The 15,999-nt window shown below is 35.2% G+C and carries 14 protein-coding genes; all 14 read left to right on the forward strand.

Features of this window, described 5'->3' with window-relative positions; genetic code table 11:
- The first annotated feature begins 207 nt into the window (after positions 1-207).
- Entirely contained in the window at positions 208-1,077 is an 870-nt protein-coding gene (locus IGJ99_RS06555) for a glucosaminidase domain-containing protein (RefSeq protein ID WP_019724201.1), read from the forward strand.
- A 133-nt stretch (positions 1,078-1,210) separates the two neighbouring features.
- Entirely contained in the window at positions 1,211-2,137 is a 927-nt protein-coding gene (cysK, locus tag IGJ99_RS06560; protein ID WP_438747948.1) for a cysteine synthase A, read from the forward strand.
- Positions 2,138-2,319: 182 nt separating this feature from the next.
- Positions 2,320-2,745: a Fur family transcriptional regulator gene (locus IGJ99_RS06565; RefSeq protein ID WP_019724202.1), complete on the forward strand. Its 426-nt coding sequence runs from the start codon at positions 2,320-2,322 to the stop codon at positions 2,743-2,745.
- Between the two features lie 373 nt (positions 2,746-3,118).
- Positions 3,119-4,471, forward strand: coding sequence for an NADH oxidase (locus IGJ99_RS06570; protein WP_010735565.1), 1,353 nt, complete (start codon positions 3,119-3,121; stop codon positions 4,469-4,471).
- A gap of 260 nt (positions 4,472-4,731) precedes the next feature.
- The gene (locus IGJ99_RS06575; protein ID WP_023519579.1) at positions 4,732-5,022 is read left to right on the forward strand and encodes a DUF5960 family protein; all 291 of its coding nucleotides are present in this window, start codon (positions 4,732-4,734) and stop codon (positions 5,020-5,022) included.
- A gap of 237 nt (positions 5,023-5,259) precedes the next feature.
- A complete protein-coding gene (locus tag IGJ99_RS06580) occupies positions 5,260-5,964 on the forward strand; it encodes a DnaD domain-containing protein (RefSeq protein ID WP_010735563.1) in 705 nt (234 codons plus the stop codon).
- 1 nt (position 5,965) lies between these two features.
- Positions 5,966-6,631, forward strand: a complete 666-nt coding sequence (gene nth, locus IGJ99_RS06585) for an endonuclease III (RefSeq protein WP_010735562.1) — start codon at positions 5,966-5,968, stop codon at positions 6,629-6,631.
- Between the two features lie 472 nt (positions 6,632-7,103).
- Positions 7,104-7,679, forward strand: coding sequence for a hypothetical protein (locus IGJ99_RS06590; protein ID WP_438770691.1), 576 nt, complete (start codon positions 7,104-7,106; stop codon positions 7,677-7,679).
- 541 nt (positions 7,680-8,220) lie between these two features.
- Complete coding sequence (locus IGJ99_RS06595; protein WP_438770692.1) at positions 8,221-9,717, forward strand: helix-turn-helix domain-containing protein; 1,497 nt, start codon at positions 8,221-8,223, stop codon at positions 9,715-9,717.
- Between the two features lie 261 nt (positions 9,718-9,978).
- The gene (locus IGJ99_RS06600) at positions 9,979-11,331 is read left to right on the forward strand and encodes a lytic polysaccharide monooxygenase (protein WP_137072376.1); all 1,353 of its coding nucleotides are present in this window, start codon (positions 9,979-9,981) and stop codon (positions 11,329-11,331) included.
- A gap of 324 nt (positions 11,332-11,655) precedes the next feature.
- On the forward strand, positions 11,656-13,116 hold the full coding sequence (locus IGJ99_RS06605) for an HTH domain-containing protein (RefSeq protein WP_096081506.1): 1,461 nt from the start codon (positions 11,656-11,658) through the stop codon (positions 13,114-13,116).
- A 35-nt stretch (positions 13,117-13,151) separates the two neighbouring features.
- A complete protein-coding gene (locus IGJ99_RS06610) occupies positions 13,152-14,891 on the forward strand; it encodes a VirD4-like conjugal transfer protein, CD1115 family (RefSeq protein ID WP_371740662.1) in 1,740 nt (579 codons plus the stop codon).
- A 2-nt stretch (positions 14,892-14,893) separates the two neighbouring features.
- A complete protein-coding gene (locus tag IGJ99_RS06615) occupies positions 14,894-15,130 on the forward strand; it encodes a hypothetical protein (protein WP_010735554.1) in 237 nt (78 codons plus the stop codon).
- Between the two features lie 29 nt (positions 15,131-15,159).
- Positions 15,160-15,984 (forward strand): hypothetical protein, encoded by an 825-nt coding sequence (locus IGJ99_RS06620; RefSeq protein WP_062805304.1) that lies wholly within the window; start codon positions 15,160-15,162, stop codon positions 15,982-15,984.
- Positions 15,985-15,999 lie beyond the last annotated feature (15 nt).

A 15,999-nucleotide genomic window follows, 5' to 3' on the forward strand; every position in this document is an offset into this window, starting at 1 on the left:
CTCCAATTTTCTATTTTTTTAGATACAAATTAGTAAAAAAGGATTATTGTCGTTACTTTTGTGTTACTTTTTGATTACGTGAAGATTACAAAAAGTAAATAATTGAAGATTCGTTTGAGTTTCAATAAAATAAAACGTATAATTTAAATGATTAAGTTTCGTTTAAGAGGAAGTTTTATTTACTGTTTCATTTGAGGAGGAATTTGAATGCAAGAGCTGAGAACCCGTAGCGCTCGACACCATAGGCCCAAAAGGAAAATGACCATCAATAAAAAAGCCATTGCACCTTTAGTGGGGACAAGCCTATTAGTTGGGCCAATGTTGGTCACAGCAACACCACAAACTGTACGTGCGGATGAGTTAGATGTCGCATCTTCTGCCGATCCGCAAGCATTTATCAATCAAATCGGATGGGCTGCTTCTGAAGTTGCAGCAAGCAATGACTTATATGCATCTGTCATGATTGCACAAGCATTACTTGAAAGTGCTTATGGTACATCTGGATTATCAAGTGCACCATATTACAACTTATTTGGAGTCAAAGGTAGCGCAGGTCAATCTGTGGTATATATGAATACGCAAGAATATTTGAATGGTCAATGGGTAACGATGAACGAACCTTTCCGTCGCTATTCATCTTATTGGGAATCATTCCAAGATCATGCGAATGTTTTACGATCTACTAGTTTTTCGACAGGCGATTATCATTATTCAGGTGTATGGAAAAGTAATACAACCAGCTATTATGATGCAACAGCTTATTTAACTGGACGTTATGCAACAGATCCTAATTACGCATACAAATTAAATGAATTGATCAGCACATATAATCTGACTCGCTTTGATACACCATCAACTGGTTCAACAACAACTAGTACGACAAGTACCACAACGACCAGTACGACAACCTCTACAACGACTACGACAAGTAGTAACCAAACTTATACTGTCGTCTCTGGAGATACACTTTGGGATATTGCTCAAAAATTTGGTATGTCCGTCGATGATCTGATGGCAAAAAATGGCATGACGATGTCAAATTATTCATTATTGGTTGGACAAGAAATCAATGTCTAACTTTATATCAACTTAAAAATAGAGGCATATCATTGGATATGCCTCTATTTTTTGCTTCTCCAGTAAGAATCACTCGCAGAAGTACCTCTTTTGTATTATGATTAATAGAGAAGCAAATGAAGGGGGAAAAAACATGACACAGATTTATCAGTCGATCACAGAATTGATCGGTAAAACACCTATCGTTCGATTAAATAAGATGGTTCTAGAAGGAGCTGCGGATGTTTTTGTTAAATTGGAATTCTTCAATCCAGGTGGAAGCGTGAAAGACCGTATTGCCTTGAATATGATTGAAAAAGCAGAACATGATGGAATATTGAAACCGGGTGATACAATCATTGAACCAACTTCAGGGAACACTGGTATTGGTTTAGCGATGGTCGGTGTAGCAAAAGGATATCATGTGAAACTTGTCATGCCTGAAACGATGAGTATCGAGCGTCGCTTATTGATGAAGGGCTACGGAGCAGAACTAATTTTGACTCCAGGGACAGAAGGCATCAGTGGTTCAATCAAAGAAGCAAAACGTCTGGCTGAAGAAAATGGGTATTTCTTGCCTCTGCAATTTGAAAACCCAGCTAATCCATTAGTTCATGAAAAAACGACTGGTCCAGAAATCCAAGCGGCGTTTGGTGTGAATGGGTTGGATGCGTTTGTCGCAGGAATCGGTACTGGTGGAACGATCACCGGTGCGGGACACGAATTAAAACGGATCAATCCAGCGCTTAAGATCGTTGGGGTTGAACCAGCCGAATCTGCCGTTTTAGAAGGAAAAGAACCTGGTCCACACAAAATCCAAGGCATCGGAACAGGGTTTGTTCCGGATACGTTAGATACGAATGTATATGATCAAGTCTTATCAGTATCTAGTGAGCAAGCAATGATCACAGCTCGCCGTATGGGGCAAGAAGAAGGTATCTTAGTGGGTGTTTCTGGAGGAGCTGCAGTTGAAGCTGCACTTAATGTAGCTAAAGAACTAGGTGCTGGAAAAAAAGTTCTTGCGATTATTCCTGATAACGGAGAACGTTATTTGTCTACTCCTTTGTATCAGGATATGTAAGTCTACGTGAAAATCTGAATAAAAAGTGTGAAATAATGGTGAAACATCTGTTATTTTACACTTTTTTTGCATAAAATAGGCAAAATTATAAAATTCTTTTCTTTTTCTTTCCATAATATGTAGATTTAAAAAAATAAAAATAGTATGATAATAAAAGAACAATAAGGTGGGGTTTTGTTTATATGGAAAATAAAAAAGTAGAAGCGGCGATCGAGCAGCTGAAAAAAGAAAATATTCGGATTACGCCGCAAAGATACGCAGTTTTAGAGTATCTGATTGAGCATCGTTCGCATCCAACTGCAGATGAAATCTACAAGGCGCTTGAGCATCGCTTTCCTAATATGAGTGTTGCTACAGTTTACAATAATTTACGATTGTTCACATCGATCGGGTTTGTTCAAGAAATGAAATATGGTGATGCATCAAGCCGATTTGATTTTAGTTCACAAAGACATTATCATGTGATTTGCCAAAATTGTGAGACGATCGTCGATTTTCATTATCCAGGGCTAGAAGATATTGAAATGGCGGCGGGGCGCTTAACTGATTTTGAAATCCATGATCATCGTTTAGAATTATATGGGCTATGTCCGAATTGCAAAAAATAAATCGTGCGAACATCTGAAACATCGATAAGGTCAAATGACTTTGTTGATGTTTTTTTGTCTTTTATTTGTGACGTGTAGGAAAACATGGAATACCTACTCCTATGAAACTAAGAGGAAAACACACTAACAGTTTTAAGAAAGGTGAAAATATTTATGCGATTTTTTATGCGATTTCGTATTCATTCACAAGCATAGAGGTGTTAGTTTAAAACATCACAAAAAGAACGTTTGTTTATCAGTGTTTTAAATCGAAAATGCGCAAAATATGATAAGTAAGCACTTGTGAATTCACAAGCATAAAACTGTTGGATACGTTTTAATTTTGCTATAGTAAAAATTGTCAAAGGACAAATCGTTTATCGGAGGGACACACATGAAAGTAGTAGTAATCGGCTGTACCCATGCAGGAACAGCAGCAGTAAAAAGCATCTTAAAAAACAACCCAGAAGCAGATGTTACAGTTTATGAACGTAACGACAATGTTTCATTTTTATCTTGTGGGATCGCATTGTATGTTGGAGGCGTCGTGAAAGACCCAGCAGGCTTGTTCTATTCAAACCCTGAAGAGTTAGCTTCGTTAGGTGCGAAAGTGAAAATGGAACATGATGTCACTGATGTTGACACAGAAAACAAACAAGTCACAGCGAAAGATTTAAAAACTGGCGAAACTGAAACAGTTTCTTATGACAAATTAGTAATGACTACTGGTTCATGGCCAATCATCCCGCCAATCAAAGGGATCGAATCTGAAAATATTCTTTTATGTAAAAACTATAATCAAGCAAACGAAATCATTGCTAAAGCAGAAGAAGCGAAGAAAGTAGTGATCGTTGGTGGTGGTTATATTGGGATCGAATTAGTCGAAGCGTTTGTCGAGTCTGGCAAAGAAGTGACATTGATCGATGGTTTAGATCGTATCTTGAATAAATATCTTGATAAACCATTTACGGATGTGTTAGAAAAAGAATTGGTTGATCGTGGAGTTACTTTAGCTTTAGGTGAAAACGTTTCTGAGTTCATTCCAGATGAGAATGGTAAAGTAAAACAAGTAACTACAGCTAGCCAAACATTTGATGCGGACATGGTTATTTTGTGTGTTGGTTTCAGACCAAATACAAAATTAGTAGAAGGTAAAGTAGAAACATTGCCAAACGGCGCAATCAAAGTAAATGAGTACATGCAAACAAGCAATCCAGATATTTTTGCAGCGGGCGATTCAGCAGTTGTCAATTATAACCCAAGTGGTACGCAAAACTACATTCCTTTAGCAACAAATGCAGTCCGTCAAGGATTGTTAGTAGGAAACAATTTAACAGAGCAAAAAATGGCTTATCGTGGAACACAAGGAACTTCTGGTTTGTACTTATTCGGTTGGACGATCGGTTCAACAGGTGTAACAACAGAAAGTGCCCCAATGAATAACTTGGATGTCCAAGCAACACTATTTGAAGATAACTATCGTCCAGAATTCATGCCAACGACTGAAAAAGTCATGATGGAATTAGTATATGAAAAAGGAACAAATCGTATCGTAGGCGCACAATTCATGTCTAAATACGACATCACTCAATCTGCTAATACGATGTCATTAGCGGTTCAAAATAAAATGACTGTTGAAGACTTAGCTCTTTCTGACTTCTTCTTCCAACCTCATTTTGACCGTCCTTGGAACTACTTGAATCTTCTTGCACAAGCAGCTCTAGGAGAAATCGAGACAGCTCAATAATTGGTCAAAGCGTCATAGACGAGCCAACTGGAAGCAATATTGTTTCCAGTTGGTTCTTTTTTTTGGAACTCAACTGGCTATTTAAAGGTCAAAATTTTTTATTGACACTTTTTGTTTTATTTCTCACGAGACAGGAATGGTTTGTTGCAGACTTCACCAGTTGCAATTAGTTGTTTTCCTTTGTTTTTTTTGTCAAAATAATAGATGTAATTAATTTTCAACAAAGCAGATGTAGTGAGTTGGACTAGAGGAGGATCATTATGGAAAAAGAATATTTTGTACAACAGGATAATTTTATTGAAGATTATAAAAAAGTGACAGGGAATGAAACGATCGATATCGATTCTTTAGCAGAAGAAGTGATCAATCAATTAAATGAAACTCAAGCAGAAGAATTCGTTTTATCTGGAGATGAGACAACAGATGGTGAGGACCATCAATTTCCGTTTAGTCGACGGATCTATACCGATGAAAATGATGGAACATTGAATACAGAGTATACGTATGAAGGACAACCATACGAGCTACGAACGGATGACGAAGTACAATAATAAACGTTCTATCGAGCGTGAGCGTCATTCTCTAAGCTGCTTGTAGATTAGATATGAGACCTTTTCATAGAGGAGAGCATATACTAATACAAGCAGCCTTTTTTTCTAGCATACATATATTCCGAAAAGTGAAAACTAAATATAAAAACCACTAAAACATTTTAAAAAAATTCAAATAATCCTTTCTTGCTTCAATTCTTGTTTTTACGTATACTAATTTTAAAGAGAGGGATAATAATGTTGAATTTAGAAAACTATTTAAAAGCTGGTCAAACGATCGTTTCCAATCTTTTGCTTAAAAATTATCATCGTATCGGCTTACAAGCAGATGAATTTTTATTTATATTACAGTTGCATATGGCACAATCAGAAGGAGATTCATTCCCGGATCTGATGAATATTTCCCAGAATATGGGCGTTAAGCAAGAAAAAGTTTTTCAAATTTTGAATCGATTGGTCAGTGGTCATTTCATAGCGATCGAAACTACACTTATTGATGGACGTAAAGCGGATCGCTATGATTTGACACCAACGTATGTGCATTTAGAAAGATTATTAGAAAAAGACTCTCTAAAGCAAGAAGAAGAAGTCCAAGAAAAAACGACACGTTCAGTCTATCAATTATTTGAACAAGAGTTTGGACGGCCCTTATCCTCTATTGAATTCCAACGGATCGGACAGTGGTTGGAAGAGGACCATTATCATCCGGAGATTTTGAAATTAGCTTTACGGGAGGCTGTATTGAACCAAGCGTATAGTTTCAATTATATCGACCGTATCTTATTATCTTGGGAACGGAAAAATTTAAAAACCAAACAGCAAGTAGAAGAAGATCAAAAACGCAGAAAGCAGCAACTGCTTCAAAAAGAAATCGATCAGCCAGCCCAACAAGAAGAGCTGCCAAAAGTATCATTAAAGAATTGGCTGGAAGAATGGGAGTAATATGTTAGGTAAACAACGTACAATGGAAGCTTTTGAGAAAATGTATGAGATGTTTCCAGAAGCGCATGGAGAATTACAACATAAGAATCCTTATGAATTATTGATTGCCGTCATTTTAAGTGCACAAGCTACAGATGTTTCGGTCAATAAGGCAACACCTGCTCTATTTCAGGCTTTTCCAACTCCTGAGGCGTTAGCTAAAGCCCCACTAGAAGAGATCATTCCTAAAATAAAAACAATTGGATTGTATCGGAATAAAGCGAAAAACATTAAAGCATGTGCGCAACAGCTGATTGATCATTTTGAAGGACAGGTCCCTCAGACAAGAGAAGAGTTGGTCTCATTACCTGGTGTGGGTAGAAAAACAGCAAATGTGGTGCTTGGGGATGCATTTGGGGTGCCAGCTATAGCAGTTGATACTCACGTAGAACGTGTGACGAAACGACTAAGAATCTGTAAATTGGATGCGTCAGTACAAGAAGTTGAACAAACATTGATGAAAAAGGTGCCGGAAAATTTATGGGTAAAAACGCATCATACATTGATTTTCTTTGGACGGTATCACTGTACTGCTAGAAGTCCCCGCTGTGAAGTATGTCCTTTACTGGATATGTGCCAGGATGGCAAAATGCGAATGAAAAATCCTGCAAACAAACACTTAAAATAAGAAAGAAGAGGTCATGACAGAAGTGTTTAGCCTCAATCAATAAGGCACCATCCACGAAAATTGTTCGTCCAATTTTTGTGGATGGTGCCTTATTTCTGAATTAGTTACTTTTATTCTTGCCATTTATTCGATTTTTGAATATGTGAGCGGAGGAAAATCCCACTTTTTTTTGTAAAGAAAAAAATGTTGAGAAAAACACATGAGAGTAAAAGAATAAATAATTGTTTATAACATTACGAGCAAATTTGCTGAATGATGCAAACGAGAATTATTTCGACGAAATAAATAATAAAGGATTATCAGGATAATAAAATAAATCGGTTATTTTATTATGATGTTTTTATAAAATATGTATGTTTGAATTAGGCAATTATAACACATTTAATTTATTTATTTTGTTTTAAGTATGTTATATTTTTAGTTTTAAATAAAAGAGTTTTCTGTTAGAATTTAATTATAGAGGAGGAATTATATGATTAAAAAAACATTGCTTTTATCAACTTTAGTTTTAACGATGGCTGGATGCGCTACATCTGCCCAAGGAGAAGACTCAACTAGTACAACAAATGAGACACAGAAGGAAACACCGGTCATTACTCTTTCGGATGTAGAAGAAGCACAACAAGAATGGGCAGAGAATATTATTGCGATTGGTGAAGCTAGTTTGGAAAGTGACGAAAAAGCCGAAGAAAAAACGCTTGAGACACTGGAAAATCTATATGCTTACGATGACGGTCAAGTGCTCTTCAAACCAACGAAAGCTGCGGAAGTACCATTTCGTGGAACAAAAGATGAAGCACTATCTTATTTTGTTGGTGGGGACATCGCAGAAGATGGTGGATTTGCCTTAGAGCCTTGGACAGATATCCGCTTTGATAATCACGATACGATCTTGAACGGTGATACAGCGATTTCTTCAGGTGTATATTACTTTACTTCAGGGGATACCAACCAAGAAGTCAAAGTTGAATACACATTTGGTTATATCATGGATGAGGATGGCGACTTGAAAATCCAGTTACATCACTCAAGTGTGCCATTCGGATAAGAAAAAGATGTATGGCTAAATCAACAAAAATGGCTGACTATCCTGCTTGATCTTCTAACGCTTCCACCATGTAAGAGTGATACATAATGTAGGGTAGTCAAACGAATCATCGAAATAAATTATAGGCACCAACTGAAATGATTTTAAGCAATATTTGTAAAACAATTGGAGGATCAAACGAGGTAACTCATTGGTTCTTCAGTTTTTTTTGCTAGGTATCGTATGTAAAAAATCAATAAATTTCTTTTAAATTTATTGGTATAAAATAAATTCAAGAATATAATTATTGGAATTTTACGCATAAATATTCTAATATTAGATTGTACTTGTATTTTTATAATAGTTATTTTAGGTTATCTTTAAAAGAGAACGAAATTTTACTCTGTTTTCATGTCAAATAATTACTATAAAACAACAAGTATCTTTTGTTTTCTAAATAGTAAGAATATTTTTGCTATTTAAAAATGACAGAAAAAGATTGAGGTGATGTTATACTATTTGAATTTTTACATTTCAACTATAGATTGAGGAGAAAATAAATATGCTGCCAGATAAATTAATATTATTATTCATTACAAAAACACAATTTTTACAAATGAAGGTATTAAAAGAAATGAAACATGGAGCATTCTCAATAAAAAAGCTGGAAGATGAAATGGATCTAACAAAAAGACAAGCAAGGAAGATACTTCAAAATTTGATGAGAGAGTATGATGAAAGTGAAATTTCAAAAAAAACGCACACCTCTTTGATTCTAGATAAAGATGAATTGCGCTGTATGCCACAACTAACCGATACGGAATATCTCGAATTGATCAATATTTTTCAAGAAAGATATTTTGCAGAGTCAAATTTGTATCAGACATTGTTATATGTGTTGGAAAAAAGGAAATTCAGTGTTTCAGATATCGCAAAATATCTAATCTATAGTGAGTCACATGTATACAAACTTTTAGGAAAGTTGAAAGAATTGTTTCAATTACTAAAAATTGATATTCGATTGATGAAGGTCAATGAAACATTGATTGAGTTAACAGGTAGTGAATCTACTATACGTATGTTGCATTATCTGGGAATTGCAGTCATTTCAAAAGGAAACTATTGGTTGTTCAAAACGATTACACAAGAAGAAGTAATCAACTTACGCTTATCCATCAACTTTGATCATTACCAAAATTTATCTCCGCTAGGGAAAAAGCGTATCAACTATTTATTAGCGGTTAGTTTGATATCATTGAAAAATGGGTACCAAATCCAGGATCTATCCTCAGAACTCGTGGAGCTGGGAGAAACAGTCTATAAGGAGGAGATGGATGCGTGTTTAGAAAAGCTGACTGTCAAAAAGATGATAGATGGCACAAATGCACGAAATGAATGTATCCATTTCGCCTTTCTATCCAACTATTTTGCACAAGATTTAAATAAGAAAGAAGAAAAAGAAGAACTGGGAAGAAAGCTAGGGGAGCTAAAGAAGAATTCAATCGTCACCAAATGTAAAAAATTACTCACGTGCATGATTGATTACTTTCATATACCACAAACGATTTTTTACCAACTACTCTATTATTTGACAAACAAATTAGTCACTATCCATCATTTGGAATTATATAAATTTATGCCTATATATCATGATGCATTACCAACAAATCGTTATGGAGCCTATATAGAGCGTTGCATCGATAAAAACTTAAAATCTTACCAAAATGAGCCTTCTTACCATTACATCAAAAATAGTTTTGTGCAAGTCATCTTAGGAAGCTTGGCCTCCAACAGTCTTAAATCTGAACATAAAGTTTATGTGGAATTTTTTAACCTTCCAGAATCTAAAAATATAGTCGAAAATGTTATTACTCATTACTACAATAATAAACGAATAAAAATCGTAGAATCGTATGATCATGCTGATATCGTTATTTCGGATACCCATGGATACGAAGATAAAGATTTATTTTATTTTAAGCATATCTCAGATAAGGATTCATGGACGAGGTTGGGATCGTATTTTAATAAAGTCATCGTAAATACGTACAAATTTTGACCACCGATTGACTAAATAACATAATCAGATATGACAAATCGAAGTTATTTGCTAAATCTGTTTATCATCTCTTGGTTTAAATGAACAATAAATGAATAATAGTTTTGATTTTCACAATAAATAAACACTTATTTATAAAGGTTTGTGTTTATTTTATATGTTAATTTGTGATTGATTGAACAATAAAAGCGTGCTATTTTTAAATAAGTTATTATGTTATAAAAATAATGTAACAAAAAAATATTGGAAGGAAGGTATGATATGAAAAAAAGATTATTGGGTAGTGTTGTTTTGGTTTTAAGTCTAGGAGGAATAATTTTTGGTGCGACAAAAGATGTTTCTGCACATGGGTATGTAAGGGAACCAATTAGTCGAGGATACCAAGGGTCATTAGATGCTCGCACCAACTGGACTGCAGCATTTCAGAAATATGGGGCAGTGATCAATGAGCCACAATCTTTAGAAGCATTGAAAGGCTTCCCAGCAGCAGGACCAGCGGATGGACGAATTGCTTCTGCAAATGGTGCATTAGGTTTTGAGTTAGATCAACAAACAGCAACTTTATGGACAAAGCAAGATATCAGTACTGGTCCTAATAATTTCACTTGGCATTTTACGGCAAATCACCGGACCGCGAAATATCATTACTACATCACGAAAAATGGTTGGGATCAAAACAAACCACTTGCGAGAGAGGATCTAGAGTTATTATCGGAAATCGATGGGGGCGGACAATCTTCTGCGAATATTAGCGCAACGCACACAGTCAATATTCCAGAAGACCGAATGGGGTATCACGTTATTTTAGCAATTTGGGATATTAGTGATACTGCGAATGCTTTTTACAATGTGATTGACGCGAATATCAAGAGTAATGGAGCAATACCAGTCGTACCAAATAAACCAACGAATGTCAGAGCAGTGAATACGACAAAACAGTCAGTCTCACTTTCTTGGGATGCACAAGCAGCTGTTGAAAAATACAATGTGTATCGTGATGGTCAACTGATTACTACAACTTCTGCGAACAACTATCAAGATAATCAATTAACAGCAAATACCACGTATAAGTACGAAATCGAAGCAGTATCGTTTACCGGACAAGTATCTGAAAAAAGTGATGCGCTTCAGGTAACAACGTTAGCAGATAACGAAGTAGAAGTGCCAACAAGACCAGGTAACTTACATTCAATGGGGGAAACGATGAACTCAATCTCATTGATGTGGAATCCTTCGAGCCACTCTGCAGGAATCAAAACATATGAAATCTATAGAGATGGCCAATTAGTTGGTAAAACTGCAAATACCACTTATCTAGATACTGGGTTGAATGCGGGGGCTCAGTATACGTATACGATCAAAGCAGTGAGCAATGATTCTATTCGATCAGAGGCAAGCAATCGCTTAGTGATTTCAACAAAAACAAATGAAATTGCACCACCAAGTGAACATCGTCAATTTGAGTTAGGAAGTTTGTTTAATCCTGTGAGATATACTAAGGATGAAATTATTTTTCATGAGGGAAAACTTTATACGACACTAGTTACTCATGATAATTATGGGGACCCATCTTGGGCGCCAGATAGTGCCGCTAGTTTATTTAGAATTAAATAACTTTTAAAAGTCTTTTAGTCTTTTGAATTAATTTAGGATTCCAATAGAATAGCTTTTTTATAGAAAGCTTAAAATCTCAGAGGGCCATTTATTGTAGATAAATAAAAATAGTGGGTTAGTGTTATTAATTACGCCTTAAAGAGTCTATACAATTTGTATAGTCTCTTTTTTATTGTTATCTCTCGAATCTGAAATCTATAAAAAAACTTTAAAAAAACTTCGTCTTCTAAAGAATTTTTTTTCTCTAAGTCGGGAAATACAATACCTCGAAATAAAAAAACAGATTGTTTATAGTGAAGTTGTTATGTGAAAGGGGGAAGGTAAGTGGAAGAGATTCTTGAACGATTAATATCGAATGATTACAAAAAACGTGTCGTATTTATCTTGAATACTTTAGAAAGAAGAAAAAATGTGACCGTTCAATATCTTGCAAAAAGTCTCAAAGTAACTAGAAGAACGATTACCAATGATTTAAAAACGATTCAAGATGAATTTTCCGACACAATTGAAATATTGACTTCCTATAAAGGGGTCAGCATGTTTGTATTGAACCATTTTAAATTATTCGAGAAAAAAAAATCTTATTACATGAATGAAGACTTAGTAAAAGTGACAACAAGTATCCTTACAGGTGAACTGAAGCAGGTGATCGATTGGAGCTGGGAATTACATTACTGTGAGAAAACAGTGATCCAAAAAATGCGAAAGCTAAAGAAAATCTGCCATCAATATGGTTTGAATTTAAAACTTTCACCGGTTGAATTTTTAGGGAAGGAGATCAGAATCAGAAAACTGTTTATTGATCTTTACATTAAATCAGCTTATCTAGAGATCGAAGATTATTGCCCCTATAAAAATGAAATGGAAGAAATAACCAAAATCGTTTTGGCGTTATGTTCGGATGTTTCCCAATCAATCACAAAGAAAATACTTGCTTTAACTTTTATCCGGTTTGGAAAAGATAAATTATATATCCAGTCGCGATTGTTAGATTGGTTTAGAAACAATCCCTTAACGAATCAATTATTCGTTGAATTTATTCAATTAGATTGTTTCAAGACCTATTCTAAAGAAGTCATTTTTGAAGAATGTTGTTTTATAGCTTGTATGATCCATTTACATGAATGTTATTACACAGAGATAGAAAAACACAATAAAGGATTTGCAGAATACTTTGGTTTTTCCGAGACAGTCAAACATTTAGTTTTAGATCTCAAGAGTGTTCTCGGGAATCGGATCCAAGTTGATAATGAGCAACTGTATTCAATTGTCAATTGCTTTTTATTTCAAGAGAAAATCAAACAGGAACTTGAAATTGATTTTTCATATAACGATGAAGAATCGGCGATGTTGATTGATTCAATCAACCGGCGACTATATAAAGAAATGAATACAGTCATCAAAAAAAATAAAGCGATCCAAAAGAATTTCCTTCAAAAAAGATGTGCTTCGTCATTTACTTCTGACTTATTACTTTTCTTATATACGAACAAGGCATGTGAAGTTTTAAGTACAGTTGTTGTTGCATTGAAACGAGGATTTTTAACGGATTTTGCATTAAATGAAATTATTGAAAGATATCTACACACCAGAGCAAGTATCATGTACCAGGAACAATTGGAAACCATTGAAAATCCACTTGATGTAGATATCTTAGTGACAAATATTCTACCATTTCCGTATCAAGTTGGGGATAAAACCAAAATGTTTTATCTACCAGAAAAAGCAGATATTGATCGAACGATGGACGTCGTTTCAGATTTGCTTGTTACGGATTTTAGATAATAAAAAAGATAACTTATGTCGTTTAGGAGGACAAGTTGAAAAACTCAAAGACTTGGTATTATAAATTACTTTTACTATTTTTATTTCTTGTATTCGCGTATACGGCAAATCGGACCATCCTAATTTACGAGAATTTCCGACAACAGACAGAAGATATCGCACAAGTCTTGGTTCGCACAATCGACCAATTGGGACTAGAAGTTAGTCGCTTTGAGTTTGATTTTAGCTATAGTATAGCAAGTATCATTGGTACATTTACAATCGTGGGGGGGCTTGCTCTTGGTATCTTGTATCACTCAGGCATGCCGAAACATACAGAGTTTGAATACGGAAGTGCCAGATGGGGCAACAAAAAAGACATAAAGCCGATGATGGATAAAAAAAAAGACAACAATATCATTCTCACAAAAAGTGAATCGCTGTCTATGTCTGGTCGTATGAAGATCACTAAGTCTAATAACTTTAATCGGAATAAGAATGTTATCGTAGTAGGAGGAGCTGGATCAGGGAAAACAAGGTTCTATGTAAAACCTAATTTGATGCAACTACATTCTTCCTATGTCGTCAGTGATTCTAAAGGACTCTTGTTAAGCGAAACAGCAACGATGTTTAAAGAGGCCGGATATGAAATCAAGGTTTTTGACTTGATCACGCGGGAAAATACAGACTACTATAATCCTTTTACTTACATCCGTACTGAAGACGATATTTTAAAAGTCGTCAACAACTTGATCAAAAACACTTCAGATCCAGAAAAAAAGGGTGGCGATGATTTTTGGGAGAAAGCTGAGACAGCCTTATTGATGGCTACATTCAGTTATCTTTTGCAAGAAGTTGATGAAGAAGATCAAACATTGACGAATGTCGTTGAAATGGTCCGCTTAGCAAACTGTCCAGAGGATGTGCCAGATTATGTTTCCCCACTAGATGTGATTTTCAATGAACTTGAAGAAAAAGATCCTACCAACTTTGCAGTCGCGCAATACAAAATTTTCAAATTAGCGGGGGATCGCACCGCAAAAAGTATTTTAGTCAGCTTAGGAGTACGATTATCACCTTTTGATATTCCGAATATCAAAAAAATCGTGAGTAAAGATACGTTAGCATTAGACACGGTTGGGGACAAGAAAACGATTATCTATATTTTATTATCAGATACAGATACAAGTTTCAATTTCTTAGCAAGTATGCTGTACCAACAATTATTCGATAGCTTAGTTTACAAAGCAGACAATGTCTACAAAGGTCGTCTACCACATCATGTGCGATGTGTCTTAGATGAATTTGCCAATATAGGACAGATTCCAGACTTTGAAAAAGTGATTTCAGTGATTCGAAGTCGTGAGATATCAGTCAATGTGATCTTACAAAACATTAGTCAGCTTAAAAATTTGTACAAAGATACTTGGGAAACAATCATCGGGACCAGTGACGTTTTTCTTTATTTAGGTGGAATGGAGTTAAGCACCCATGAGTATATCTCTAAATTACTAGGAAAGAAAACGATCCAGCACAAGAACGTTAGCATCACCAAAGGTAGTAATGGGAACTACAGTGAAAATTATCAAAAAATGGGTCGGAATTTATTAGATGTAGATGAAGTGGCGAATCTTAGTGGAACAAAAGCGATTTTGAAGATTCGTGGAATAGTTCCGTTTATCTCAGAAAAATATGATATTACGAAACATAAAAATTATAAAAAACTCGGAGATGTGACTCCAAAGAATTGGTACGAACGAAATCAATCACCAGAAAATGAAGAGGAGAATAAATAGAAATGAACAATAACCAACAATTATTACAGGATGTATTTAACTTGATTTCAAGATTTACGATGGTTGGCGGAGGATTATGGATTATTTGGGGAACTGTTATCTTAGCCGGAGCATTAAAAGATAAAAATGGACCACAGCTACAACAAGGGATCTGGCAAGTCGTCGGCGGTGCATTGATTTTAGTTGCCGCAGTTTGGTTCGTGACCGCATTTGATGTCGGCTCACTTTTAAGTAGGTAAAAAATTTTTTATAGAAAGAAGGTTAATCAGTGCGCTCAGCGATAATGATGCTATTTGATCGAATGATGGAATATTTAAATGGGGACAATATTGCAGAAACCTTAAGCCGTGGTTTGCAAGATTACATGGCAGATGCCTATCGAGTAGCAGGAATCATCCAACAAACGATTATAGCTCCAGTTGCATTTTCAATACTAGCGATATTCATCTTATTTGAATTTCAAAAAATTTCTTTAAAAGTTGAGAATGCAGGTGGTGCTCCAACTTTGGGATTTGAAATGATCATGAAAGCATTTGTAAAATTTATTATTTGTTATATTGTCATCTTAAGAATCCAAGTGATTCTCGATGCCATTGTCGCATTAGGGGCGATGTTAGCAGGGCAAATAATGGCCCTAAATAGAGATGATTTTTTAAGTTCTTATCGCAATGTAGTCGATTCAGCAGTAAGAAGTCTTTCGTGGTGGGAAGTAATGGTCGTATTAATGATTTTTGTTGTTCTATTTTTAGTTTCTTTAGTGGTAGGGGTCTTTATCAATGTCATTGTCTATATAAGATTTTTTGAATTATATATATTTAGTGCGATTGCTCCTATTTCGATGGCGGCATTACCCCACCAAGAATTTTCATCGATGGCAAAAGGATTTTTCAAGAATTTTGCAGCTTCCTCCTTACATGCTGTAATGATCGCATTAGTATTGACCATTTATCCTTTGATTTTTGTGAATTTCTTAAATAGTCATAGGAGTGGCATGTGGTCGCTGATTTTTGGTTTGACGATTTACATGATTGCTTTGATGTTTGCAATAAATAAGACAAAAGGATGGGCGAAAATGATTGTATCCGCCTCATAGAAAGGAATAAAAGTA

It is taken from the genome of Enterococcus sp. AZ095b (genome assembly GCF_051714725.1).
Classification (GTDB): domain Bacteria; phylum Bacillota; class Bacilli; order Lactobacillales; family Enterococcaceae; genus Enterococcus_B; species Enterococcus_B pernyi.